Genomic DNA, 23,612 nt, shown 5'->3' with positions numbered 1-23,612 from the left:
GAATGTAAACGTTATTACACTAGTCGGTGTCGGCCCCGCTCGGGGATGATTGGCTCACCGGATCACCCCGGATCACCGAACAGCGAGGTGGCGCACAATTGGTCACAGTCCATGACGTCGCGGCCCTGTCGGGCGTCTCGATCGCCACCGTGTCGCGCACGCTGCGCGCGCCGCACCGCGTCTCGGAGCAGACGCGCGATCGGGTGCTCGCTGCTGTCCACGAGCTGGGCTACCAGCCGAACCGTGCCGCGAGCGGCCTGCGCGGCGGACGCACCGGCGTCATCGGGCTGGTCGTGCCCGACATCGAGAACCCGTACTTCTCATCGCTCACCAAGGGCGCGCAGGCGAGCTCGCGCGAGCGCGGCTACGGGCTCGTCGTCGTCGACACGACCGAGCGCGCCGATGTCGAGTCGGCCGAGGTCCAGGCCGTGCGCCCCCAGATCGACGGCATCATCCTCGCGTCGTCGCGTCTGCCCGACGAGCAGCTCGCGCAGATCGCGGCGACGACGACCTGCGTGCTCGTGAACCGGGACCTGGGACCGGATGCCCCGGCCACCCCCACCGTGACGATCGACGAGCGCGTCGGCGCCCGCGCCGCCGTCGGCCACCTGCACGACCTCGGGCACCGGCGGATCGCCTACATCGGCGGCCCCGCGCGATCGTGGTCCCAGGCGCGGCGCTCGGCGGCGATCCGCGACGCGGCGCAGGCCTACGCCGACATCGACCTCATCGAGCTGTCGGGCTACGCACCCGACGCCGAGGGCGGACGACAGGCGGCGGATGCCGCGCTCGTGGGGCGCCCCACGGCGGTCATCGCGTACAACGACCTCGTCGCGCTCGGCCTGCTCGCCCGGTGGACCGAGCTGGGCGTGCGCGTGCCCGACGACGTGAGCCTGCTCGGGTTCGACAACACGTACGTCGCGCAGCTCTCGTTCCCGCCGCTCACGAGCGTCGGGGTCGACCTGCGCGAGTTCGGAGAGACGGCGGTCGGGCTCCTGCTCGATCGCATCGCGGGCAGCACGACCGACGCGGCCGACCTCAACCACGAGCTCGAGCCGAAGCTCGTCGCCCGCGCATCGACCGCCGCCCCCGCCGCCGGCGCAGGGGAGTGAGCGTGGGCTCGTACCGCAACCCGATCCTGCCCGGGTGCCACCCCGACCCGAGCATCTGCCGCGTCGGCGACGAGTACTACCTCGTGACCTCGACGTTCGAGTACCTGCCCGGCCTGCCCATCCACCGCTCGACGAACCTCGTCGACTGGGAGCCCATCGGGCACGCGATCCACCGCGAGGGGCAGCTCGACCTGAGCCGTGTGCCGTCGTCGAAGGGGCTCTACGCCCCGACGATCCGGCATCACAACGGTCGCTTCCACGTCATCTGCACGCTCGTGCCGGGTGTCGTCGACGGCGTGTACCGCGACCTGCCGGGCGCGCGCTCCGGGCACTTCGTCGTGACCGCGTCCGATCCCGCGGGGCCGTGGAGCGACCCCGTCTGGTTCGACGGGCTGCCCGGCATCGACCCGTCGCTCACGTTCGACGGCGACCGCGTGTGGATGTGCGCGACCGCTCCGGCCGAAGGCGACGCGTGGACCGGGCGCAACGCGATCTGGCTCGTCGAGCTCGACCCCGAGACCTTCGCGCCGATCGGCGAGCGCACGCCGATCTGGACGGGTGCGCTCGCCGACGCGGAGTGGTCCGAGGCGCCGCACATCGTCCGGCACCCCGACGGCGGGTGGGTGCTCGTCACGGCGGAGGGCGGCACGGCCCGCGACCACTCGGTCGCCGTCGCGTACGCCGACGAGATCACCGGCCCGTACCGAGGCGATCCCGGCAACCCACGCCTCACGCACCGCCATCTCGGCGAGGACGTCGCGATCCAGAACGTCGGCCACGCCGACCTCGTCGAGGCGCCGGACGGCCGCACGTGGGCGGTCGCCCTCGCGACCCAGACCATCGACGGCACGGACGCCCTCATGTCGCGGCAGACGATGCTCGTCCCGGTCGCGTGGGAGGGCAGTCGCGCCGTCTTCGCGCCCGGAGCGGGACGGATCGAGGAGCACGTCGAGGCGGAGGGGGTGCCGGAGCAGCATCCGTGGCCGTCCGTCATCCGCGACGACTTCGACGGCGACGCGCTCGACCTCGCATGGAACGGCGTGCGCGCCCTGCCCGAGACCTTCGCCGATCTGACCGCGAAGCGCGGGTCTGTGCGTCTCGCGGCGACGCCGACCGAGCCGTCCGAGGTGGGCGTGACCGCGTTCCTCGGGCGGCGCGTGCCGACGTCGCGCTGCTCGATCTCGGCGTCCGTCGCGCTCGTCCCCGGCGACGGCGCGCTGCGCGCGGGACTGCTGCTGCGGACGTCGGAGCGCGGATGCCTCGAGGTCTCCGTCGATCGCGCGGGACGCGTGCGCGGTGTCCTGTGGGCCGACGGCGACGCACACGAGCTCGGCGAGACGGCCGTGCCGCCGGGCGCTCCTGTTGCGCTCACGATCGGCGTCGACGGGCACCGCGTCGATCTCACCGCGGCCGGTTTCGCCTTCGCGTCGACGGATGTCGCGGGCGTGCTGACCACCGGCCGTACGAGCTGGTTCGTGGGCAGCTGGTTCGGTCCGTTCGCGGTGGGGGATGGTTTCGCCGACGTCGAGTTCGCCGAGGTGCGCACGGCCTGATTACAGGGGCCCGCGATCGAGGGCGCGGATGCCGCGAACTCGGAGTGGACGCGGCATCCGGATTGATATAGGTTGTTAGCCGCAACAATTACCCGCGCCGCGCAAAGGAGCGACATGCCCACCCCCACTCGCGAGGACAAGTTCTCGTTCGGCCTCTGGACCGTCGGGTACCCCGGCAACGACCCGTTCGGCGGCCCCACCCGCAAGCCCCTCGATGTCGTCCACGTCGTCGAGAAGCTCGCCGAACTCGGCGCCTACGGCCTCACCTTCCACGATGACGACCTGTTCGCGTTCGGCTCGAGCGACGCCGAGCGCCAGACGCAGATCGACCGCCTGAAGGGCGCCCTCGGCGACACGGGCCTCATCATCCCGATGGCGACGACGAACCTGTTCAGCCAGCCCGTCTTCAAGGACGGCGGCCTCACCTCGAACGACCGCGGCGTCCGCCGCTTCGCGCTGCGCAAGCTCATGCGCAACCTCGACCTCGCCGCCGAGCTCGGCGCCAAGACCTACGTCGCGTGGGGCGGTCGCGAGGGCGCCGAGTACGACTCGGTGAAGGACATCCGGGTCGCCCTCGACCGCTACAAGGAGGCGTTCGACTTCCTCGGCCAGTACGTCCTCGACAAGGGCTACGACATCCGCTTCGCGATCGAGCCGAAGCCGAACGAGCCCCGCGGCGACATCCTGCTGCCGACCGTCGGCCACGCCCTCGCGTTCATCAACGAGCTCGAGCACCCCGAGCTCGTGGGCCTGAATCCCGAGGTCGGTCACGAGCAGATGGCGGGCCTGAACTTCCAGGCCGGCATCGCGCAGGCGCTGTGGCACGGCAAGCTGTTCCACATCGACCTCAACGGCCAGCGCGGCATCAAGTACGACCAGGACCTCGTGTTCGGCCACGGCGACCTGCACAACGCGTTCGCGCTCGTCGATCTGCTCGAGAACGGCGGCCCGGGCGGCGGTCCGGCGTACGACGGCCCGCGCCACTTCGACTACAAGCCGTCGCGCACCGAGGACGAGGACGGCGTGTGGGAGTCGGCCAAGGCCAACATGCGCACGTACCTTCTGCTCAAGGAGCGCGCGCAGGCCTTCCGCGCCGACCCCGAGGTGCAGGAGGCGCTCGCCGCGGCCCGGGTGCCCGAGCTCGCCGAGCCCACGCTGAGCGACGGCGAGACCGCCGATGACCTCCTCGCCGACCGCTCGGCGTTCGAGGACTTCGACTCGGGCGCCTACTTCGCCGGCAAGGGCTTCGGCTTCGTGCGCGTGCAGCAGCTGGCCACCGAGCACCTTCTCGGCGCGCGCGGCTGATCCCGCCTTCCCGGACATCTCCGTCGACCGCGTGACCGCGCGGCCGGCGGAGGTGTCCGACTATGGGCATACGGACTCTGAGAGAGGAGCAGCGATGGCGCTCGTGACGGGGGTCGACTCGTCGACCCAGTCCTGCAAGGTCGTGATCACGGATGCCGCGACCGGCGCCGTCGTGCGGCAGGGCCGCGCGACTCACCCCGACGGCACGTCGGTCGACCCGGCCGCGTGGTGGACGGCGCTGCAGGAGGCGATCGCCGCCGCGGGCGGCCTCGACGACGTCGAGGCGTGGTCCATCGGCGGCCAGCAGCACGGCATGGTCGCGCTCGACGCCGAAGGGCGCGTCATCCGCGACGCCCTGCTGTGGAACGACACGCGCTCGGCCGGCGCCGCGGCCGACCTCATCGCGGAGTTCGGCGCCGACGACCTCGCGCAGCGCACGGGGCTCGTGCCCGTCGCGTCCTTCACGATCACGAAGCTGCGGTGGCTGCGCGACCATGAGCCCGAGAACGCGGCGCGCGTCGCGGCCGTCGCCCTCCCGCACGACTGGCTGACGTGGCGTCTTCGCGGGTTCGGCCCCGCAGGCGAGTCCGAACGCGGTCCCGTGCTCGAGGAGCTCGTCACCGACCGGTCCGACGCGTCGGGCACGGGCTACTGGGGCGAGGCGCCAGACGGATCCGAGGGCTACGACCGCGACCTACTCATCGCGGCGCTCGGTCACGATGCCGTGCTTCCGCACGTGCTCGGCCCTGTCGAATGGGTGACGGATGCCGCGGGCCGACGCGTCGGGCCGGGTGCCGGCGACAACGCCGGCGCGGCGCTCGGGCTCGGCGCGGGTCCCGGTGACGTCGTCGTGTCGATCGGCACGAGCGGCACGGTCTTCGCCGTGAGCGAGAAGCGCGTCGTCGACCCATCGGGCACGGTCGCCGGCTTCGCCGACGCCGACGGGCGGTTCCTCCCGCTCGTCGCGACCCTCAACGCGGCGCGCGTGCTCGACGCCGTCGGCCGTCTGCTCGGCGTCGACCACGCCGAGCTGTCGCGCCTCGCGCTCACGGCGGAGCCGGGTGCGGGCGGGCTCACGCTCGTGCCGTATTTCGAGGGCGAGCGCACGCCGAACCTTCCGGATGCCACGGCCTCCCTCACGGGCCTGACGCTGGCCTCGACGACGCGCGAGAACCTCGCCCGCGCCGCCGTCGAGGGCATGCTGTCGGGCCTCGCGGCGGGGCTCGACGCGCTGCGTGGTCTCGGCGTCCCGCTCGAGCGCGCGCTCCTCATCGGCGGCGGGGCCCAGTCCGAGGCGGTGCGCGAGATCGCGCCGCTCATGCTCGGCATGCCGGTCGAGGTGCCCGCGCCGGGGGAGTACGTCGCGCTCGGCGCTGCGCGCCAGGCGGCGCGGGTGCTCTCCGCCTGAGCCGCGCACGGCGTCTTGGCCGAGGCCGTTCCCGCGGTAGGAGATGGTCCCGGCGTAGGACGATCACGGGCTTCGCGTCCTACGCCGGCACCATTCCCTACGCCGGGAACGGCCGCGGCGGGTACCCGTCCGGCGGACGCCCCGTAAGAATGGGCGAGTGCCGACCGATTCCGCCCGCACCGCCGACGATGAGCTCGACGCCGTCGCGGCCGAGCTCTACGCGCTGCCGCCCGACAAGTTCACCGCAGCGCGGAATGCGCGGGCGGGGGCATCCGATCGTTCCCTCGCGGCGCGCATCAAGAAGCTCCCCAAGCCGACCGTCGCCGCGTGGGCGGTCGACCTGCTCGCGCGCGACGGGCAGCTCGCCGACGCGCTCGAACTCGCAGCGGCGCTCCGCGAGGCACACGAGGATCTGGACGCCGCCGAGCTCGCGCGCCTGGGCAAGCAGCGCCGCCAGCTCGTATCGGCGCTGGCCGCGCAGGCGGTCGGTCTCGCGAAGGACGCCGGCGTCACGATCAGCGCCGCCGCGCGCGAAGACGTCGAGAAGACGATCAATGCCGCGGTGATGGATGCCGCGGCCGCGGCGGCGGTCATGACGGGGCGGCTCGTCAAGCCGCTCGAGGCGGGCGACTTCGAGCCCGGAGAGCTCGCGGAGGCTGTCGGCGGGTCCGTGCCTGGAGCGATCGCGCCGCCCCCGCGCGACGATCTCGCCGAGCGCCGCGCGCGCAAGGCCGCGGAGAAGGTCGCACGTGATGCGGAGCGCGCCGTCAACGAGGCCGAGCGCGAGTTCGCGCAGGTCGAGGCCCGGCGCACCAAGACGCAGGAGCGCCTCGACCACGTGCGCGAGCGCATCGACGACCTGCGTCGCGACCTCGAGCGCCTCGAAGAGGAGGAGCGCACCGCGAGCGGGCAGCTCGATTCCCTCGAGAAGGAGCATCGCGCGGGAGCGTCCCGCGTGCGCGCCGCGGTCGAGGCGTCGGAGCGGGCGAGCCGGGCGCTCGACGAGCTGTAGCCCGAGCGGGCCCACCCTGCCCGCTGACATGCGCTCAGACCCCAGAGCGAACCCCCGCATCGCTACGCTGATCGCGTGTGGCTGGAGACCGCGGTCATCCTCATCCCACTGCTCGCGGTACTCGCACCGTTGCTCGCCCGAGCACTGGGACGGTGGGTGCGCGTGCCCGTGGTCGTGTTCGAGCTCGTGCTGGGCATCGTCGTCGGCCCGGCGGTGCTCGGCTGGGGCGCTCCTTCCGACATCGTCGAGGTATTCGCGAACCTCGGTCTGGCAATGCTGTTCTTCATCGCGGGCACCGAGATCGACTTCACCGCGTTCCGCGGGCGACTGGGGCGCAGAGCCATCGGCGGCTGGCTCATCAGCCTCGTGCTCGGCGTCGCCCTCGGGTTCGCGTTCTTCCCCGGTGAGGCTGCGATCGTCGTCGGCATCGCGCTGTGCTCGACGGCTCTCGGCACGATCGTGCCGATACTGCGCGACGCCGGCGAGCTGCGCACGCCGTTCGGGGGCGCGGTCTCTGTGATCGGCGCTGTCGGCGAGTTCGCGCCGCTCATCGCGATCTCCGTCTTCCTCGGAAGCCGCGAGCCGGGACCCGCGACGATCGTGCTCGCCCTCTTCGCGGCGGTCGCCGCCACCGGCATCTGGCTCGCTTTCCGCATCCCGCGCGGCGCGATGCACCGTTTCGTGACCGCGACGCTGCACACGTCCGGTCAGTTCGCGATCCGGGTCGTGCTGCTCATCATCGGCGCGCTCGTCGCGCTGAGCCTCGCGCTCGACCTCGACATGCTGCTGGGTGCCTTCACGGCAGGCATCATCTGGCGCCTGCTCATGCGCGACGCGTCGGAGCCCGAGCGCCGCGCGGTCGAGAGCAAGGTCGAGGGCGTCGCGTTCGGGTTCCTCATCCCCCTGTTCTTCGTCTACACGGGCATCACGTTCGACCTGCAGTCGCTCCTGAACCGGCCGGTGCTGTTCCTCTACGTGCCGCTCGTGATGGTCGCGCTGCTCGTCGTGCGCGGCCTCCCGTCGACGCTCGCCGCGCCCCAGGGCTCGCACGTGCGCGACCGCGCCGCGATCGGCCTGCTCGGCGCGACGGGTCTTCCGATCATCGTGGCGGTCACGGCGATCGGCGTCGACGAGCAGATCATCAGCCCCGCCGCGCAGGCCGTCCTCGTCGCGGGCGGCATGCTCTCGGTGCTCCTCTATCCGCTCGTCGCGATGACGTTGCGCGGCCGCACGGTCGAGCAGCCCGAGACGCTGCAGGACGATCGCGCGTGACGCGCGAGAGGCGAGACGGATGCTGCATCCGGCGCACACGCGCCCGTAGCCTGAACTCGTGAACCGTCTGCGCGAGCTCCTCGACGACGCACGCTCGCGGCTTGCCGACGCCCCCCGCGAGGCCGTCGGCGAGACCGTGCAGCCGCGCCGCCTCTTCGGCATCGCACGTGCTCCGAAGATCGTGCCCCACGGTGAGGCATGGCACCTCGGGGTGTTGCTGCTCACGCCCGACGCCGTGCTCGCGACGGGCGAGGTCGTGCGGTCGCGCACCCCCGCGCGCCGCGGCTACACGGCCGAGAACCAGCGGCGCCGCGCCGAGCTCGCGGAGGCCGCCCACCGCGGGGGATACGCCGAGGGGACGACCGTGCACGTCGGGTGGACTGCGATCGATCTCGACGCGGTCGCGCGGGGCGAGGCATCCGGCCCTCTGTGCCTCGTCGACGGCGAGCCGATGGTGCGCTGGAGCGCCGCGGGCGCTGCGCAACCTCTCTCGGCGTATCTGGACGAGCGCATCGAGCTGCTGCGGCAGCCGCCCGAAGGCGCCTGACCGCCCGCAGCGGGCGTCAGGCTCCCGCGTTGCGGACGTCCGCGGCGCGCGTGATGGCTGCGCCGGCGAGGCTGACGATGAGCACGACGGCCGCGACGATCACCGCGGTGATGCCGATCGGGGCGCTGTGCGGTTCGCCCGCGAGGCGGCCCACGGCGATCCACGAGAGGCCCCACGCGATCGCGAGTGCGGGCGCGATGCGCCAGCCGCCGGCGCCCGCGATGCCGAGCGCGATGATCCCGACGAGGACGAGCATGACGATGCCCCACACGTCCGCGGCGAGCTCCCACTCCGGCGGGGCGATCGCGGTGAGCCACGCGGCGGTGTTCGCGACCGTCGCGACGGTGACCCAGCCGAAGTGCAGGCCAGAGACGCCGTCGATCAGAAGGGCGTCGAGCCAGCCGTCGCTGCGGGTCACGACGGCCCGCTGGAACCAGATCGCGAGCACGATGAGCAGCCCCACGATCGCGAGCACCGTGCCGACGAGCGACCCGAACCGGGCGATCACGAGCCACAGCCCGTTCAGCACCATCGAGCCCGCGATGAGCCAGCCGAGCGACCGCTGACGCGGGTTCGCCCGCTGTGACGGCAGCGCCTGCCAGATCGTGTAGGCGGCGAGGCCGACGTAGATCACCGACCAGATCGAGAACGCGGGACCGGCCGGTGCGAGGTACGAGCCCTCGGCGCTGAGCGCGCCGTCCTGGAGCTCGTCGACGGAGGGTCCGCCGAACACGCCGCTGCCTGTGAGCGAGGCGATCAGCATGAAGCAGAATGCCGAGATGACGGCGACCTGCCGGAGGACATCGCCGGCCGTGCCGGGGGTGCGGCGGTCTGTGAGCACGGATTCGCGCGTGGACATGCTCCGACGGTATGCCGCGGAGCCCCGCCGTGCACCGGGGTTGACAGACGCTATGCGACCGGAGCGGCCGGCGCGAAACGGCGGGCGAAGGCCCTCAGCGCGCGGCCCGGCTCGGTGACGGATGCGGCGAGCACGCGGCTCGCGATGACGTCGTAGTCGTCCGCGGCGAAGTACCCGTCGTCGCGGTACACGGCCATGCGCTCGGTGAACGCCTGCGTCGTCGGCTCGGGGTGGAACTGCGTCGCCCACAGGCGGTCTCCGACGCGGTAGGCCTGGACGGGGCATCCGATGTTCGTGGCCAGGAGGACCGCGCCGTCGGGCAGTCGTCCCGTCCCCTCCTTGTGCGCCGCGAGCGCCGTGAACCGGTGCGCGAGGTCGCCGAACAGGGGATCGCGACTCCCCTCGGCGGTGAGGTTCACGATCGTCGGCCCCGTGTCCTCGGGGAACGCGCGGCTTACCTCGCCGCCGAGCATCCGGGTCACGATGCCGATGCCGTAGCACGTGAAGAACGCGGCGGTTCCCGCATCGCCCGCCGCGGGGTCCGCCGCCCACTCGGCGATGAGCTCCAGGCCGGCTTCGAGCCTGCGCTGGACGTCCGTCTTCGTCGACTCGGGGTCGGAGACGTTGAACGGGCTTCCGCCGACGACGAATCCGCGCCAGCGCTCCGCCGCGTCGGGCGGCAGGGGCTCGTGCACGAGGTCCAGGTGATCCAGCTCGGAGGGCTCCAGGCGCATCGCCTGCCGGAACGATTCGTACTCCGCTTCCGCCGCACCCTTCTGCGGCCGCACGCAGACGTACAGGAGGGGGGCGGCCATGGCGCGATTCTAGGTGCGGCGGGGGGATGGGCGCGACCGAGGATCGCCTGTGAAACCGGCCGATCCCGTGTATCAGTCCCGGACTTTCGCGCTCCCCTCGGGTGTGGACACAATGGGCGCTATGACCCACGCTGAGGCGGCGGCATCTTCGGATGCCGCCGAACCGGCGCGGTGGCAGCGCGCCGCCGCGCTCTTCGTCGCCTGGCGCGACGGCGACGCGCGCGCCATGGACGACCTCGTGCGCCTGCTCACGCCGCTGCTGTGGCACGTCGTGCGGGCGTACGGGCTCGACCGGGCGCTCGCGGAAGACGTCGTCCAGACGACGTGGCTGACGCTCGTGCGCCGGCACGAGTCCATCGCCGACCCCCTCGCGGTGTCGGGATGGCTGACGACCACGGCACGCCGCGAGGCGTGGCGGGTCGGCAAGCAGCACCGCCGCGCCGACGCGACCGAAGCCGAGGACCTCGAACCGCACCTGCCTGTCCACGATTCAGCCGAGGATGTCGCCGCGGCCGATGACGAGAGTCGCCGGCTGTGGCTGGCCGTCGCCCGACTCGACGACCGCTGTCAGCGACTGCTGCGCATCGTGGCGTTCGAGGAGCGTCCCGACTACGCACGGATCGCACAGGACCTTTCGATGCCGATCGGCTCGATCGGCCCGACACGTCAGCGATGCCTCGGCAAGCTCCGAACGCTCCTGCAGAGCGACGGATGGGGAGAGGATCGAGATGCACGATGAGGATTTCGCCGCGGATGCGGCGCTCTTCGCACGAATGCGCGTGATGTGGAGTGCGATCGACCCTGTGCCGGCCGACCTCGTCGATCGCATGGTCGCCGCCGTCGCCGTCGAGGACCTGTCGCGCGAGTACGCCCTGCTGACACTGGTCGAGGCCGAGACGGCCGCCGTCCGAGGCGAGAGCGACACCGCGACTCTGCAGTTCAGCGACGGGACGACGAGCGTGCTGCTGCATGTGACGGCCACAGAGGAGGGACTGCGGCGCGTCGACGGGTGGACGGATGCCGACGCGCTCGCGATCCGGCTTACGCAGGAGTCCCGAGAGTGGTCGGCGGATGCCGGCGAGCACGGGCGCTTCGCCTTCGAGGGCGTGACGCCCGGGGTGTCGCGGCTGCGGCTCGTGGTGCGCTCCGACGACGGCATGAGGGACTTCCAGACGCCTCAGTTCGAGGTGTGACGCTTGGCCGATTCGGAGTACGTGCGGACGCAGCTGCTGGTCACCCGGCCCGACCGCCTCGCGTCGATCATCGAGGCGCTGCGCGAATCGGCGGACGAGCTGGGATGGGAGCTCGTACCCGAGACCCTGGGCGGCCGGCCGGTCGACCCCGTCGAGGTGGAGCGCGAGACGCGGGCGCTGGGCGGGGTGCATCCGGTGCGGCCGCATCTGGTCCGGATCCTCTCCCAAGAGGTCGACGCCGACGCCTCTCCGGTCGACGCGGCTCGGCTGCTGCGCCGGGCGAAGAGCCGTCACACCGACCTGATCGGCGTCGAGCTCGACCGGATCGCGACACCGGATGCCTGACCGCCGGGGTGCGTGTATCAGCCGCGCCCTTTCGCCCTCCCGGTACCCGTGGGCACAATGGGCGCGGCTGCGCGGATGACCCGTGGTCGCGCGCCAGGGGAAAACACGACGATTGGGGAACGAGACGATGCCTGACAAGCCGGTACGCACGTGGCGAGAGCGGGAGGCGGCCGACGAGCCGAGGGGGGTGCCGCTCGACCCGACGCTCGAGCCCGTGCCGGGCGTTCGAGCCTTCGGCACGATGTACGCTCCCGGCTACCTCCTCATCTCGGGTGACAAGGCGGAGCCGGAGGAACTCCTCCGGAGGGCGGGGGCCGCACTCGGCTGGGACGTGCACGTGGAGTCCGTTCCTGGGCAAACCGAGTCGCGCGAGCAGCTCTCGCGCGCGGTCATCTTCCAATCCCCCCGCGAGAACCGTGACGACGAGCCGGTGCCGCCGATCGACTCGTGGCGCCTGCTGCAGCGTGCTCGACTGCTGGCCATCGACGGGCGGGACGCCCGTTCGCGGGCCCTCGACGCTGCGCGGTCGGCCGCTCCCAAGGAGCGCGCGAGACGGTCGCGCCGGAAGGACGGGTACGTGCCCAGGGAGGACGACCCGCTCCGGCGCGTCGGGCTCGACCACCTGCTGGCGGTCGACCCGGCGGGGGTGAACCCGTATTCGAAGACGAACCCGTATTCGAAGACGAATCCGTATTCGAAGACGAACCCGTACTCGAAGACCAATCCCGCCGGACTGGAGGGGTACGCCTTCCCCGGATCGGGCGGCCTCGAGATGGCCTCGTACGTCGGCCCCGCGCCGACGCGCGTGCTCGAGCTCGAGGACGGTGGCCGGCGGCCGGTGGTCGCGATCGTCGACACCGGATGCGGCGAGCACGAGTGGCTCCCGCCCGGACGAGACGAGACGTCGCCCGGTCCGGACCGCATGATCGTTCGCCGACGGGTCGCGTCGGCCGCGATCGAAGGCGTGATCGGGATCGAGGACGAGTCGACGAACCCCGAGCTCCACGGTGACCTCAGCGGGCCACTCGATGGCTTCATCGACGGCGCGTCCGGGCACGGCACCTTCGTGGCCGGCATCGTCCGTCAGGTCGCGGCCGAGGCCGACCTCGTGACGATCCGCGTGGCCGACAGCAACGGCACAGTGCTGGAGTCGGAGCTCATCCGGGCGCTCGAGGAGCTGATCGACTGGATGAAGGAGGACGGAGACAACGGCATTCAGCACGTCGACGTGCTGAACCTCTCGCTCGGTTACTATCACGAGACGCCTGAGGATGGCGCCTTCAGCACGAGGCTGTACGAGATCCTCTCCGAGCTGCGAAGCATGGGCTGCGCGGTCGTGTGCTCCGCCGGCAACGACGCGACGGACCGGCCCGCGTTCCCCGCAGCGCTCTGGAACTGGGGCGACCCTGACATCACTCTCCCCGAGTCGTCGGAGCTCGCGCCCCACGTCGCGATCGGCGCCCTCAACCCCAACCTCACCGCTGTGGCGCTGTACAGCAACGTCGGGGACTGGGTCACCGCCTTCGCGCCGGGAACCTCCGTGCTGAGCACCGTTCCCCAGCTCCAGGGCGGGGTGCAGCCGGGATCCCGCCACGACGTGTACGGTCGCCGGCGCGAGACGATCGATCCCGATGACTTCACAGGCGGGTTCGCGATCTGGAGCGGCACGTCCTTTGCGGCGCCGTACGTCGCCGGACTCATCGCGCGTGAGCTCTCCCCCGTGCTCATGGGCGGTGCAGCGGGTGGGGTCGACGCGACGGCGGCGGCGACCGACGCCGCGCTGAAGGTCGTCGTGCAACTCGACGCGTCGCGTATCGAGTAGCCTCGCGCCCGGCGGCACCGCCATCATGGCAGAGTGCCCACCGATGCCGAGACCCTCTACCAGCGCGGGGTCGACCTCGCCAACATGGGTCGTCACGACGACGCCCGTGCCGCGCTGACGTCCGCGGCGGAGGCAGCGGAGAAGCTCGGCGACACCGACCTGCGCGCCCGGATCGCCGGGACGACCGGGTACCTGATCGCCCAGCACTCGAGCGCCGCCGAGGGCGAGCGGGTGTGCCTGGAGGCGCTCGCGCTTCCGGGGCTGTCGGACGAGTCGATCGCGATCCTGCATGGGCAGCTCGGGTCGATCGACATGGATCGCGGTCGCCACGAGAGCGCCGAGCGATGGCTCTCGAAGGCGATCGACGGGCTCGCCGGCAGCCCGGTGCGTGCTGCTCACATGAGGATGAACCGCAGCATCGTCGAGATGAGCCGCGGGCGCCTCGAAGAGGCGGAGAGCGACGTCCTGGAGGCGGAGCGCATCTATCGCGAAGCCGGGCTCGTGCTCGACGCGGACCAGGCCGCCCACAACCGCGGTTACCTCCGCATGCTCGCGGGCGACCTTGTGAGCGCGCTCAAGATCATGCAGAGCGTTCGCGGCTCGCTCGGCGACACGTCGGAGACATCAGCCGCGATCGGCGAGCTGGATCGCGCCGAGGTGCTCAGGGAAGCGGGTCTGACGACCGAGGCGGAGCGATCGCTGGAGAAGGTCGCTCAGGTGTTCGGGCGCCTCGGGATCACGCAGGACCGTGCGGAGGCCGAGTATCAGCTGGCGCGGTCGCTCCTCTCGCACGCTCCGAGCCGCGCCGCGCGCGTGAGCGCCGCGGCGCGCAGGCGCTTCCGCTCGCTCGGGGCGGACGGATGGGCCGCCAGGGCCGCAGCACTCGGGCTTCGCGCGAGGCTCGCGGTACAGACGATCGACCGTTCGGGCGTGGCCGCGCAGCGGCCGGGGCGCCTGCCCTCGGCATCCGAGGTGGAGGACCTCGCGACGACGCTTGAGAGTCTCGGTCACCGCAACGACGCGATCGTCCTCCGGCTCACGCATCTGCTCGCGCGGCTGCGCACGGGGGTCGATCCTCGCTCGATCCGAGCCCCGCGCCTGCCGCGCACCGCGTCGCTCGAAGCGGCTCTTCTCGCCGACGAGGTGCGGGCGGAGCGTGCGAGCCGGCTCGACCGCGAGGTCGAAGCCCGCCGCTACGCCGCGCGTGCGATCGAGCGCCTCGAAGGGGCCGAGCGATCCGGCGGGAGCCTCGAACTGACGGCGTCGAGCTCCCTGCAGGGAAACGGCCCACTCTCTGTCGGCCTCGCCTCGGCGGTCCGGTCCGGGAGGCCCGAGATCATGTTCGAGTGGTCCGAGCGCGCGCGACACGTCACGCAAGCGATCCTCCCGGTCCGCCCGCCGCACGACCCCGAGCTCGCGGCCGAGCTCGCGGAGCTGCGCGTGCTGCGCGCGGAGCAATCCGACGGGGAGTGGCTCGGCGAGGGACGACCCGCGCGGCTTCGCGACAGCATCCGTGAACGCCAGTGGTCGCGGGTCGGGGGAGGCCCCGAACGCGTCGGGCTCGACGAGGTCCGGGGCGTCCTCGGTCCGCACGAGGCGGTGATCTCGTTCGTGTTCGACGGGCGCGGTCTGAGCAGCGTCGTCGCGACGGCGTCGTCGCGTGCGATCGTTGCGCTCGACTGGGAGGGCGTGCGCGCCGCCTTGAGGGGTCTGCGCGCAGACCTCGACATGTCCGCGTCGATGGTCGCCGGCGCGCTGGCCGGAGTCGTGCGCGGGGCGCTCGACGGACGCCTGGCCCGGCTGTCGCACCTGCTGCTGGCCCCGACGCTCGCAGCCGCGGGTGACGTCGACCGTGTCGTGATCACCACGCCCGGCGTGCTCGCGGGCATCCCGTGGATGATGCTCCCCGCATCGGCCGGGCGCGCGATCACGCTCGCGCCGTCGGCCTCCTTCTGGGCGCGTCGGCGCTTCGCGCCCGCTGACCCACCGTCCTCGGCCGGGTTCGTCGTCGGCCCGCGCGTCGCGAGGGGCGATGAGGAGACGGATGCCGCGGCCCGCGCCTGGTCGCGCGCGCGGACCCTGCGCGGAAGGGCCGCCGATGCGGCATCCGTCACCGATCTCGCCGCCGGAGTCGACGTGCTCCACGTCGCCGCCCACGGCCACCATGCCGTGGACAACCCGATGTTCTCGGGTCTTGAGCTCGCCGACGGCACCCTCTTCGGATACGACATCGACCTCATCCCGCGCATCCCTGACACGGTCGTCCTCTCGGCATGCGAGGTCGGCCGGTCGTCGGTCCGGTGGGGCGAGGAGGCGATCGGCATGACGCGCATCTGGCTCCATGCAGGCACGCGGTGCGTGATCGCGGCGCCCGTGGTCGTCGCCGATGACATCGCGTGCGAGCTCCTCGGCGCAATGCACGAGGGTCTCGCAGCGGGGGTGCCTCCGGCTGTGGCGCTCGCCGAGGCATCCGCCCGCACCGGTCTCATCGCGCCGTTCCAAGCGCACGGCGCGGGATTCTGAGGGAATTTCCGACCCGTATGTATCACGCGCGCAGGGACGCGCTCCGACATCGTGGAACGACGCTCGCACGGAGCCGCGGCCAGGCTCCGTCTGGGGATGCGCCGCGATCGGCCGGGGAGTGCCAGGTTCGGGAATGCCAACGGCACGCGATCGCGAAAGCGCCGATCCAAGGGGGTGCCGCAGGGGTCAGACGGCGGCACCCCCCTTCTCTGCGCGACGCCGGCGCGTCAGTCGGTACCCCTGACCGGGTTGGCCGTTTCGGCGCGCGTCAGCGCGAGGAGTTCGCCGTCCGACCGCGCACGATCCCCACGAACGTCTCCACGAGCGGCGACGGCGCGTCGGTGGGCCAGGCGAGGGCGACCGTCGAGGGCGGACCGTCGCGCAGCGGCCGATGCTCGACGTCGCGGCGGTGGTGGAGGCGTGCGAGCGACATCGGGACGATGACCACCCCCACCCCCGTTGCGACTGTCGCGATCGCCTGCTCGGTGTCGTCGGGCGGATCGAACGACGGCGCGACGGCGCCCGGCACCTCGATGCCGAGGACGTCGTCGCGCGGGACGATGACGACTTCATCCGCCAGGTCGGCGAGCTCGAGTTCGTCCGCGGCGTTCAGGTGCGAGTCCTTCGACACGACGACGACCGGAACCTCGTCGTACAGCGGAATGACGTGCAGGCCCTCGCGGACGATCGGCAGGCGCACGAGGGCGGCATCGACGGGCGGTTCGTCCGTGTCGGGGTCCCGCGGCGCGAGAAGCTCCTCGCGCTGAGTTGAGACCGAGATGTGCCTGAGCTCGAGCGGGACATCGGGAACCCGCTCGCGCCAGGTCGCGATCCACTTGCCCGGCGTGGCGCCGGGGATCGCGCCGAGGGTGAAACGGTCGGGCCGGATCGTCTCCTCGGGGGCGTCCGGCGCGGACTTCGGCCGGTTTCGGCCCGACGCTTTCACGGCAGACGTCCCCGGGGTGCGCGGCGGAGCCGGAGAGGGCCGTCGTCCTCGCCCGGAACTCCGCCCGCGCGCACGCGAGCTGCCGCCCTTCGCCATGTCGCCAGCGTAGCCCGGGCGGTATGGTTCGCTCATGGTGCCGACCCTCGCCCTGGTGTTCGCCGCGCTCGCGGCCCTCCTGCACGTGTACATCTTCGTGATGGAGAGCGTGCAGTGGACGCAGCCGCGCATCTGGAAGCGCTTCGGAGTACCCGACCAGGCGATCGCCGACGCGACCAAGCCGATGGCCTACAACCAGGGCTTCTACAACCTGTTCCTCGCGATCGGCGCGATCCTCGGCATCGTGCTGTTCTGGGCAGGAGACGCGGGGTCCGTCGCGGGCATCGCGGGCCGGACGCTCGTGCTGTTCAGCCTCGGCTCGATGATCGCGGCCGCGCTTGTGCTCGTCACGACGGGTTCGAAGTACCTGCGCGCGGCGCTCATCCAGGGCACGCTCCCGCTCATCGGGTTTGTGCTCCTCCTGTTCGCGTGACGCGGGCGGTTCGAGCGCGGGCGCATCCGGGCACGACGAGACGCTCGCTCAACATCCGGCCCTTTCGAACCGGTCGCTGAGCGAGCGAAAGCGAGACGAAGCGTCGGCCGTCAGGCGGCCAGGCGCAGACCGCGACGGTCGGTGGCGACGCTCTCGCCGTCGGCGATCGTCTCGTCGTCTCCGATGAGTGAACCGACGGCGACGCGTGCGCCGCTTCCGACGTGAGTGCGAACACCGATCTTCGCTCCGGCGCCGATAGCAGCACCGGGACCGATGTGCGCATGGGGGGCGATCTGCGCTTCGGGGCCGATGACGGCATCCGTCTCGACCCAGGCCCCGCGACCGACGTGCGCTCCGGCGGCGATGTGCACACCGGGCTCGACGTACGCTCCGGCCTCGACCACGGCGCTCGGGTGCACCTTGGCTCCGTTCGCGATCAAGCCACGACCGTTGACATGCTTGCGATACCGCAGCGTCTCGCCGTGGTCGTTCTCGATGTCGACGTAGTTCTTGCCCACATTCCCCTCCTGCGGCACCATTCGATGCCACGTCGGAGAACAACGGAATACGGGTCCGATTCATTCCCTCGCAACGATTCGACGCCCGGATCTCCGCGCTGATCCGGGGTCAGGGCTGGCAGCGCGGACACCAGAACACGGTGCGCTCGCGAGCGGGGTCCGCACCGAGCGAACCGCGGCGGATGAGAGTCCCGCAGCGGCGGCACGGGCGGCCGTCGCGGCCGTACACCCAGGTCGTGCGGCCGGGGCGTGCGTCGCCTGTGAAAGTGCGGTCGCGGCGGTCGCGATTCGCGCGGATCATGCGCGCTCCGAGGTCGACGGCGGCCGCGGCATCCGTCTCGTTCGCGGGCGTGTCAGGGCGGATGCCGCGCACGAACAGGATCTCGTTGACGTACTCGTTGCCGAACCCGGCGACATTGCGCTGGTCCTGAAGCGCGACGTGCATCGGGCGCGTGTCGGCGGCGACCCGCCGCGCGGCCTCGTCGGGGTCCCAGTCGTCGGAGAGCGGGTCGGGACCCAGGTAGCCGACGAGGCTCTCCTCTTCGGAGGTCGGGACGAGTGCGATCTCGGCCAGCTCGAAGCCGACGGTCTCGGCCGAACCGCGGGGTCCGTCGGCGCCCACGATCGCGCGCGCCTTGAACGCGGGCTTGCGCCACCGCTCGCCTGGGCGGTAGACGTGCCACTCGCCCTCCATCTTGAGGTGCGTGTGGAGCGTCCACGTGCCGATGCGGTGCAGCAGATGCTTGCCGCGGGCGACCACCTCGTGGACCGTCTCGCCGCGCAGGTCGGCGGTCGCGACCCGGGGCACCCGCAGCTCGAACCTCGTCACGGTGCCGCCCGCGAGGGCCTCGTCGAGGCGCCGCGCGGTGCGATGGACGGTATCGCCCTCAGGCACCCGTCCGTACCCCTGTCACCGCCGAGGCGCGTTCGCGCCGCAGCGTGAGTCCGCGCGGGGACTCGACGAACCCTGCGTCGCGGAGAGCACGCCCGACGGCGGTGCCGTACACGAAGGCGCCGTTGACCTGCTCGATCGTGAGGGTGTCGAGTCCGCGGCGGCGCGCCGTGTCGGCGAGGCTCTTGGTGGCGGCCTGGAGCAGCGCCTCGTCGCCGGTGAAGGCCAGCGCGGACTTGCCGCCGCGCTCGAGGTAGAGCGTGAGCGATCCGTCGACGAGCACGACGAGGCCGCCCGCCTTGCGTCCGGGGCGGTGCGTCACGCCCTCGAGCGCGGGCCACGGGAGCCCCGCGCCGTACGGGCTGGCGGGATCGGTCGCCGCGAGCGTGACCGCCTTCAGCGGCGGCGGATCGGGGACGGCGGCGAACTCGCGCAGCCGGTCGATCGTGGCGGATGCCGCGAACTGCGCCGCCCCGAGCTTCTCGATGAGGTACCCGCGGCGGCAGTGCCCCGCCTCCTCGAAGCCGGCGAGCACGCGGTAGACCTGCGCGAATCCGCCCGGAATGCCCTCCGACTGCACGGACCCGCGCGTGACGACGCCATACCGGTCGAGCAGCAGGCTCCCGGCGGCGGTCGCGCGGAGCGCGGCATCCGGCTCAGGCTCCGGAATCAGCGACCAGCGTCCGCCGATCGAGGGTGGGCGCGGCGGTGGGCTCGAGGCCACGCGGGCGAGCGTCGCGCCGCGGTACATGCGCCCGCGCGGCGTGCGCCGCGAGACCCGGTGGGCTTGCGAGCCCTGACCGAGGAGCGTGCGGATCGGCGAGAACGTGTCGTTCGTGACGCGTCCGGACCACGTCAGGCTCCACAGCGACTCGACGACGGACTGCTCGTTCTCGGCATCGGCGAGCTGGCGCAGCTGCGCGGCGAAGTAGGCGCCGCCCGCCCTCAGCACCCCGACGATGCGCTCCTCGAGGCTTCCGGCCGCGGGTGCGAGCTCGTCGTCGGGCGGCGCGATCGTGAGGGCGGCCGCGTCGGCGGGGTGGAGGGCGACCCAGCCGTCACGACCAGGGAGGTCGCCGTGCCCCGACCAGATGACCTCGCCGCTCGCGGTGAGCTCGTCGAGGAACGCGGGGGAGTAGTCGGCGACGCGCGACGGGAGGATGAGCGATTCCCACGCGCTCGCGGGGATCGGGACGCCCGCGAGCTGTTCGACGACCGCGGCCACGCCGTCGATGCCCTCGAGCGGGCGCGCGATGTGCTGCCACACCGGCAGGAATCGGGCGAACGCGTCCGGCGCAACCGGCTCGACGCTGCCGCGGATCGCCGCGAGCGAGCGCATCCGAAGGCGCCGCAGCACCTCGGAGTCGCACCACTCCGTCTCGTCGACGGCGCCGTGCTGCGAGGGGCCCTTCGTCGGCTCGGGCAGGAAGAACCCGCTCGAGATGCGTCCCTGCGACTCGAGCCGCTGGAGCGTCTGCCGCGCGACCGCGACGCCTATGCCGAGCCGGTCGGCGACGGCGCTCGCGGTGAAGGGGCCGTGCGTGCGTGCGTAACGCGCGACGAGGTCGCCCATCGGATCGGCAACGGGTTCGACGAACGCCGTCGGCACCCCGATCGGAAGAGCGACGCCGAGCGCGTCGCGCAGGCGTCCGGCGTCTTCGATCGCCGCGAACCGGGCGACTCCCGCGATCGTGACGGCGATCGCACGCCTGCTCTGCACGAGGACGTCGAGATCGGCGGATGCCTCGGCCTCGGTCGCCGTAGGGGCGGCCTCGCCCGCTCCTCGTTCCGCCGGCTCGCCGTCGGGCGACTCCGGCTGCAGTCGCGCCGCCGTCTCGGCCGCATCCAGCGGTCCCAGCATCCGCAACAGGTCGGCGACGCCCTCGACACCACGCACGCGCCGATCCGGGGCGAGCCGCTGGGCCTCGCGCTCGAACTGGGCGATCACCTCGGGGTCGAGCAGCTCGCGCATCTCGACCTTGCCCAGCAGCTCGCTCAGCAGCGACGGATCGACCGAGAGCGCGGCCGCGCGGCGCTCGGCGAGGGGCGAGTCGCCCTCGTACATGAAGGCGCCGACGTAGCCGAACAGCAGGTCGCGCGCGAACGGCGACGGCTGCGCGGTCGTGACCTCGATGAGGCGGATGCGGCGATCCCCGATCTGGCGCGCGATGCGCAGGAGGGAGGGCACGTCGTAGACGTCCTGCAGCACCTCGCGGAGCGTCTCGAGGATGATCGGGAACGTCGGATAGCGCCGCGCGACCTCGAGCAGCTGCGCCGAGCGCTGACGCTGCTGCCACAGCGGACTGCGGCGGTTCGGGTTCGTCCTCGGCAGGAGCAGCGCCCTGGCCGCACACTCGCGGAACCGCGACGCGAACAGCGCCGAGCCGCCGACCTCGTCGGTCACGATCTGCTCGAGCTCGTCGGGTTCGAAGACGAACAGCTCGGCTCCGGGGGGTTCGGCCGTGGCATCCGGAACCCTCGCGATGATGCCGTCGTCGCTCGCGACCGCGGATCCTTCGACACCGAGCCGCTCGCGGATGCGCGCGTTCACGGCCAGCGCCCACGGCGCGTGCACTTGCATTCCGTACGGGGAATGCAGGATCACGCGCCAGTCGCCGACCTCGTCACGACCGCGTTCCACGGTGAGGGTGCGATCGGTCGGGAGCGTGCCGGTCGCCTCGCGCTGCTCGGCCAGGTAGGAGAGGAGATTGCCGATCGCGTTCTCGTCGAGCCCCGATCCGCGCAGCCGCTCCACGGCCTTCTCGGTCGGCGCCGAGGACACTTCTCGCGAGAACCTGCCGAGAGCCTCGCCGAGTTCGGCGGGCCGGCCGATGCCGTCGCCGTGCCAGAACGGCACCTTGCCGGGCTGGCCGAAGGCGGGCACGACGTTCACGCGGTCGTGCGTGATCTCGACGATGCGCCAGCTCGTCGTGCCGAGCGTGAACACGTCGTTGACGCGCGATTCGTACACCATCTCCTCGTCGAGCTCGCCGACCCGCGCGTTGCGGCTCTCGCCGGCCACGTAGACGCCGAAGAGTCCGCGGTCGGGGATCGTGCCGCCGCTCGTCACTGCGATGCGCTGCGCGCCCGGCCTGCCCAGGAGCACTCCCTGGTCGCGATCCCACACGACGCGCGGCCGCAGCTCGGCGAACTCATCCGACGGGAAGCGGCCCGCCAGCAGGTCGAGCGTCGCCTCGTACGCCGACCGCGGGAGCGTCCGGAACGGCGCGCTCCGCTTGATGGTCTCGTACCAGCCCTCGATGTCGAGCGGAGCGACAGCGGATGCCGCGATCGTCTGCTGCGCGAGGATGTCGAGCGGGTTCTGCGGTACTGCGATCGCCTCGATCTGCCCGGCGAGCATGCGCTCGGTGACGATCGCCGTGTGGAGCACGTCTCCGCGGTGCTTCGGGAAGAGCGCGGCGCGGCTCACCTCGCCGACCTGATGGCCGGCTCGGCCGACACGCTGCAACCCGGATGCCGCGGACGGCGGCGCCTCGACCTGGATCACGAGGTCGACCGCGCCCATGTCGATTCCGAGCTCGAGGCTGCTCGTCGCGACGACGCACTTGAGGGCGCCGGACTTCAGCTCGTCTTCGACGATCGCCCGCTGCTCCTTCGACACCGATCCGTGGTGTGCTTTCGCGAGCACGGGAGGCGCACCGGCGGTGGCGCCCGCCTGCGCCATCATGGCGGCGGGTGGATGCCTTGACTCGGTCCCTGAGCCCGCCGAAGAGTCGATCCCCAATCGCTCCGCGTAGATCTCGTTCAGGCGACCCGTGAGCCGCTCGGCGAGTCGTCGGGAGTTCGAGAACACGATCGTGGACCGGTGCTGCAGGATGCGGTCGACGATCGCCTCCTCGACGTGCGGCCACACGGACCCCGTGATCTCGGTGGGCGACGCGGGGCGCGCGGAGGATCCGTCGGCGAACCAGTCCTCGGGGGAGGGTTCGGGGTCGCGCTTCGTCTCGGACGCGTTGCGTCCTCGTTCGGTGTCCGGGGATCCGTCGCCGTTGCCGTTGGCCGGGGCCCAGGCATCCGCATCCACACCCGGCGGAGGCGGCGGGTTGGTCAGGTCGTCGATCGGAACGACGACGCGCAGGTCGAACGCCTTGGACGCTCGTGGTGCGACGATCTCGACCGGCTGCGCCCCGCCGAGGAATCGCGCGACCTCGTCGATCGGGCGCACGGTCGCCGAGAGCCCGATGCGCTGCACAGGCGCGAAGTCGGCGAGACCCGCGGACTCGGCGAACCCGCGCCGCAGGTCGTCGAGCCGCTCGAGGCTGACTGCGAGGTGCGCTCCGCGCTTCGTGGCGGCGACCGCGTGCACTTCGTCGACGATGACCGTGTGCACGCCGCGCAGCGTCTCGCCCGCCTGGCTCGTGAGCATGAGGTAGAGCGACTCGGGGGTCGTGATGAGGATGTCGGGTGGATCCGTGACGAGCTTGCGCCGGTCGCTCGACGTCGTGTCTCCCGAGCGGACCCCGACCGAGACATCGGGCACCGCGATGCCGAGGCGCCGCGCCGATTGGCCGATTCCGACGAGGGGGGAGCGCAGGTTGCGCTCGACGTCGACGCCGAGGGCCTTCAGGGGCGAGATGTAGAGGACTCGCGTCGCCGGATCCGAGCTCCGGCGCGCACGCCCGCGGCCCTTGGGCGGCGTCGGCGGGGTCGCCTGCTTCTCGTGGAAGATGCGGTCGATCGCCCACAGGAACGCCGAGAGCGTCTTGCCCGAGCCTGTCGGCGCCACGACGAGGGCGTGCTTTCCGGCCGAGATCGCCTCCCATGCGCCCACCTGGGCGTCGGTCGGCCGCGCGAAGGCGCCACGGAACCAGTCCCGCGTGGCAGGACCGAACCGTCCGAGCACGTCGCCCACGCTTCCATCTTCGTCGCCACCGGCGACATCCGGGCAGGGGTTGCGCGATGCCCAGCGGGATTACAGGGGCGCGCACCGTCCGCGTCCC

Annotated in this window: 19 protein-coding genes; 13 read left to right on the top strand and 6 right to left on the bottom strand. The window is 72.1% G+C overall.

Annotated elements, in window-relative coordinates; all coding sequences use genetic code 11:
- The first annotated feature begins 98 nt into the window (after nucleotides 1-98).
- From BJ991_RS17260 to BJ991_RS17230, 7 genes are all read left to right on the top strand, one after another.
- Nucleotides 99-1,112: a LacI family DNA-binding transcriptional regulator gene (locus BJ991_RS17260; RefSeq protein ID WP_179492018.1), complete on the top strand. Its 1,014-nt coding sequence runs from the start codon at nucleotides 99-101 to the stop codon at nucleotides 1,110-1,112.
- Between the two features lie 2 nt (nucleotides 1,113-1,114).
- Nucleotides 1,115-2,665, top strand: a complete 1,551-nt coding sequence (locus tag BJ991_RS18865) for a family 43 glycosylhydrolase (RefSeq protein WP_179492016.1) — start codon at nucleotides 1,115-1,117, stop codon at nucleotides 2,663-2,665.
- A 114-nt stretch (nucleotides 2,666-2,779) separates the two neighbouring features.
- Nucleotides 2,780-3,970, top strand: coding sequence for a xylose isomerase (xylA, locus tag BJ991_RS17250; RefSeq protein WP_179492014.1), 1,191 nt, complete (start codon nucleotides 2,780-2,782; stop codon nucleotides 3,968-3,970).
- A 94-nt stretch (nucleotides 3,971-4,064) separates the two neighbouring features.
- A complete protein-coding gene (locus BJ991_RS17245) occupies nucleotides 4,065-5,378 on the top strand; it encodes a xylulokinase (protein ID WP_179492012.1) in 1,314 nt (437 codons plus the stop codon).
- 157 nt (nucleotides 5,379-5,535) lie between these two features.
- Nucleotides 5,536-6,390: a transposase gene (locus BJ991_RS17240; RefSeq protein WP_179492010.1), complete on the top strand. Its 855-nt coding sequence runs from the start codon at nucleotides 5,536-5,538 to the stop codon at nucleotides 6,388-6,390.
- A 75-nt stretch (nucleotides 6,391-6,465) separates the two neighbouring features.
- On the top strand, nucleotides 6,466-7,662 hold the full coding sequence (locus BJ991_RS17235; RefSeq protein ID WP_179492007.1) for a cation:proton antiporter domain-containing protein: 1,197 nt from the start codon (nucleotides 6,466-6,468) through the stop codon (nucleotides 7,660-7,662).
- A 58-nt stretch (nucleotides 7,663-7,720) separates the two neighbouring features.
- Nucleotides 7,721-8,209: a glutaminase gene (locus BJ991_RS17230; RefSeq protein WP_343048817.1), complete on the top strand. Its 489-nt coding sequence runs from the start codon at nucleotides 7,721-7,723 to the stop codon at nucleotides 8,207-8,209.
- 16 nt (nucleotides 8,210-8,225) lie between these two features.
- On the opposite strand, the gene BJ991_RS17225 is transcribed toward BJ991_RS17230, so the two are convergent.
- Nucleotides 8,226-9,068, bottom strand: a complete 843-nt coding sequence (locus BJ991_RS17225) for a TspO/MBR family protein (protein ID WP_179492005.1) — start codon at nucleotides 9,066-9,068, stop codon at nucleotides 8,226-8,228.
- Between the two features lie 50 nt (nucleotides 9,069-9,118).
- Entirely contained in the window at nucleotides 9,119-9,883 is a 765-nt protein-coding gene (locus BJ991_RS17220; protein ID WP_179492003.1) for a glutamine amidotransferase-related protein, read from the bottom strand.
- Nucleotides 9,884-10,004: 121 nt separating this feature from the next.
- Here BJ991_RS17220 and BJ991_RS17215 point away from each other — a divergent pair, with 121 nt between their 5' ends.
- The 5 genes from BJ991_RS17215 to BJ991_RS17195 all read left to right on the top strand — a co-directional run bounded on the left by BJ991_RS17215 (nucleotide 10,005) and on the right by BJ991_RS17195 (nucleotide 15,766).
- Entirely contained in the window at nucleotides 10,005-10,622 is a 618-nt protein-coding gene (locus BJ991_RS17215) for an RNA polymerase sigma factor (protein WP_246301124.1), read from the top strand.
- Nucleotides 10,612-11,076 carry a hypothetical protein gene (locus BJ991_RS17210; protein WP_179491999.1) on the top strand — a complete coding sequence of 155 codons (465 nt, stop codon included), beginning with the start codon at nucleotides 10,612-10,614 and terminating at the stop codon, nucleotides 11,074-11,076. The genes BJ991_RS17215 and BJ991_RS17210 overlap by 11 nt, the downstream gene beginning before the upstream one ends.
- A 3-nt stretch (nucleotides 11,077-11,079) precedes the next feature.
- Nucleotides 11,080-11,421, top strand: coding sequence for a hypothetical protein (locus BJ991_RS17205; protein WP_179491997.1), 342 nt, complete (start codon nucleotides 11,080-11,082; stop codon nucleotides 11,419-11,421).
- Between the two features lie 127 nt (nucleotides 11,422-11,548).
- Entirely contained in the window at nucleotides 11,549-13,243 is a 1,695-nt protein-coding gene (locus BJ991_RS17200) for a S8 family peptidase (RefSeq protein ID WP_179491995.1), read from the top strand.
- A gap of 33 nt (nucleotides 13,244-13,276) precedes the next feature.
- On the top strand, nucleotides 13,277-15,766 hold the full coding sequence (locus tag BJ991_RS17195) for a CHAT domain-containing protein (RefSeq protein ID WP_343048816.1): 2,490 nt from the start codon (nucleotides 13,277-13,279) through the stop codon (nucleotides 15,764-15,766).
- Nucleotides 15,767-16,034: 268 nt separating this feature from the next.
- On the opposite strand, the gene BJ991_RS17190 is transcribed toward BJ991_RS17195, so the two are convergent.
- Nucleotides 16,035-16,712 carry a LysR family substrate-binding domain-containing protein gene (locus BJ991_RS17190; RefSeq protein ID WP_343048815.1) on the bottom strand — a complete coding sequence of 226 codons (678 nt, stop codon included), beginning with the start codon at nucleotides 16,710-16,712 and terminating at the stop codon, nucleotides 16,035-16,037.
- Between the two features lie 130 nt (nucleotides 16,713-16,842).
- Between BJ991_RS17190 and BJ991_RS17185 the strand changes: the two genes are divergently transcribed.
- Entirely contained in the window at nucleotides 16,843-17,241 is a 399-nt protein-coding gene (locus BJ991_RS17185; protein ID WP_179491993.1) for a DUF1304 domain-containing protein, read from the top strand.
- A gap of 110 nt (nucleotides 17,242-17,351) precedes the next feature.
- On the opposite strand, the gene BJ991_RS17180 is transcribed toward BJ991_RS17185, so the two are convergent.
- The 3 genes from BJ991_RS17180 to BJ991_RS17170 form a co-directional block, all read right to left on the bottom strand.
- On the bottom strand, nucleotides 17,352-17,759 hold the full coding sequence (locus BJ991_RS17180) for a transferase (RefSeq protein ID WP_179491991.1): 408 nt from the start codon (nucleotides 17,757-17,759) through the stop codon (nucleotides 17,352-17,354).
- A 109-nt stretch (nucleotides 17,760-17,868) separates the two neighbouring features.
- Nucleotides 17,869-18,654 (bottom strand): Fpg/Nei family DNA glycosylase, encoded by a 786-nt coding sequence (locus tag BJ991_RS17175; RefSeq protein ID WP_179491989.1) that lies wholly within the window; start codon nucleotides 18,652-18,654, stop codon nucleotides 17,869-17,871.
- Entirely contained in the window at nucleotides 18,647-23,524 is a 4,878-nt protein-coding gene (locus BJ991_RS17170; protein ID WP_179491987.1) for an Lhr family ATP-dependent helicase, read from the bottom strand. Before BJ991_RS17170 ends, BJ991_RS17175 begins: the two co-directional genes overlap by 8 nt.
- Between the last annotated feature and the right edge of the window lie 88 nt (nucleotides 23,525-23,612).

The sequence above is a fragment of the Microbacterium immunditiarum genome (assembly GCF_013409785.1).
Classification (GTDB): Bacteria; Actinomycetota; Actinomycetes; order Actinomycetales; family Microbacteriaceae; genus Microbacterium; species Microbacterium immunditiarum.
This window is presented reverse-complemented; position numbering and strand designations above follow the sequence as displayed.

What these genes read in the sequence shown, in the direction of transcription:
- xylA (WP_179492014.1), top strand. Translation starts at nt 2,780, where the DNA reads ATGCCCACCCCCACTCGCGAGGACAAGTTCTCGTTCGGCCTCTGGACC.
- BJ991_RS17245 (WP_179492012.1), top strand. Translation starts at nt 4,065, where the DNA reads ATGGCGCTCGTGACGGGGGTCGACTCGTCGACCCAGTCCTGCAAGGTC.
- BJ991_RS17225 (WP_179492005.1), bottom strand. Translation starts at nt 9,068, where the DNA reads ATGTCCACGCGCGAATCCGTGCTCACAGACCGCCGCACCCCCGGCACG.
- BJ991_RS17220 (WP_179492003.1), bottom strand. Translation starts at nt 9,883, where the DNA reads ATGGCCGCCCCCCTCCTGTACGTCTGCGTGCGGCCGCAGAAGGGTGCG.
- BJ991_RS17215 (WP_246301124.1), top strand. Translation starts at nt 10,005, where the DNA reads ATGACCCACGCTGAGGCGGCGGCATCTTCGGATGCCGCCGAACCGGCG.
- BJ991_RS17210 (WP_179491999.1), top strand. Translation starts at nt 10,612, where the DNA reads ATGCACGATGAGGATTTCGCCGCGGATGCGGCGCTCTTCGCACGAATG.
- BJ991_RS17200 (WP_179491995.1), top strand. Translation starts at nt 11,549, where the DNA reads ATGCCTGACAAGCCGGTACGCACGTGGCGAGAGCGGGAGGCGGCCGAC.
- BJ991_RS17185 (WP_179491993.1), top strand. Translation starts at nt 16,843, where the DNA reads ATGGTGCCGACCCTCGCCCTGGTGTTCGCCGCGCTCGCGGCCCTCCTG.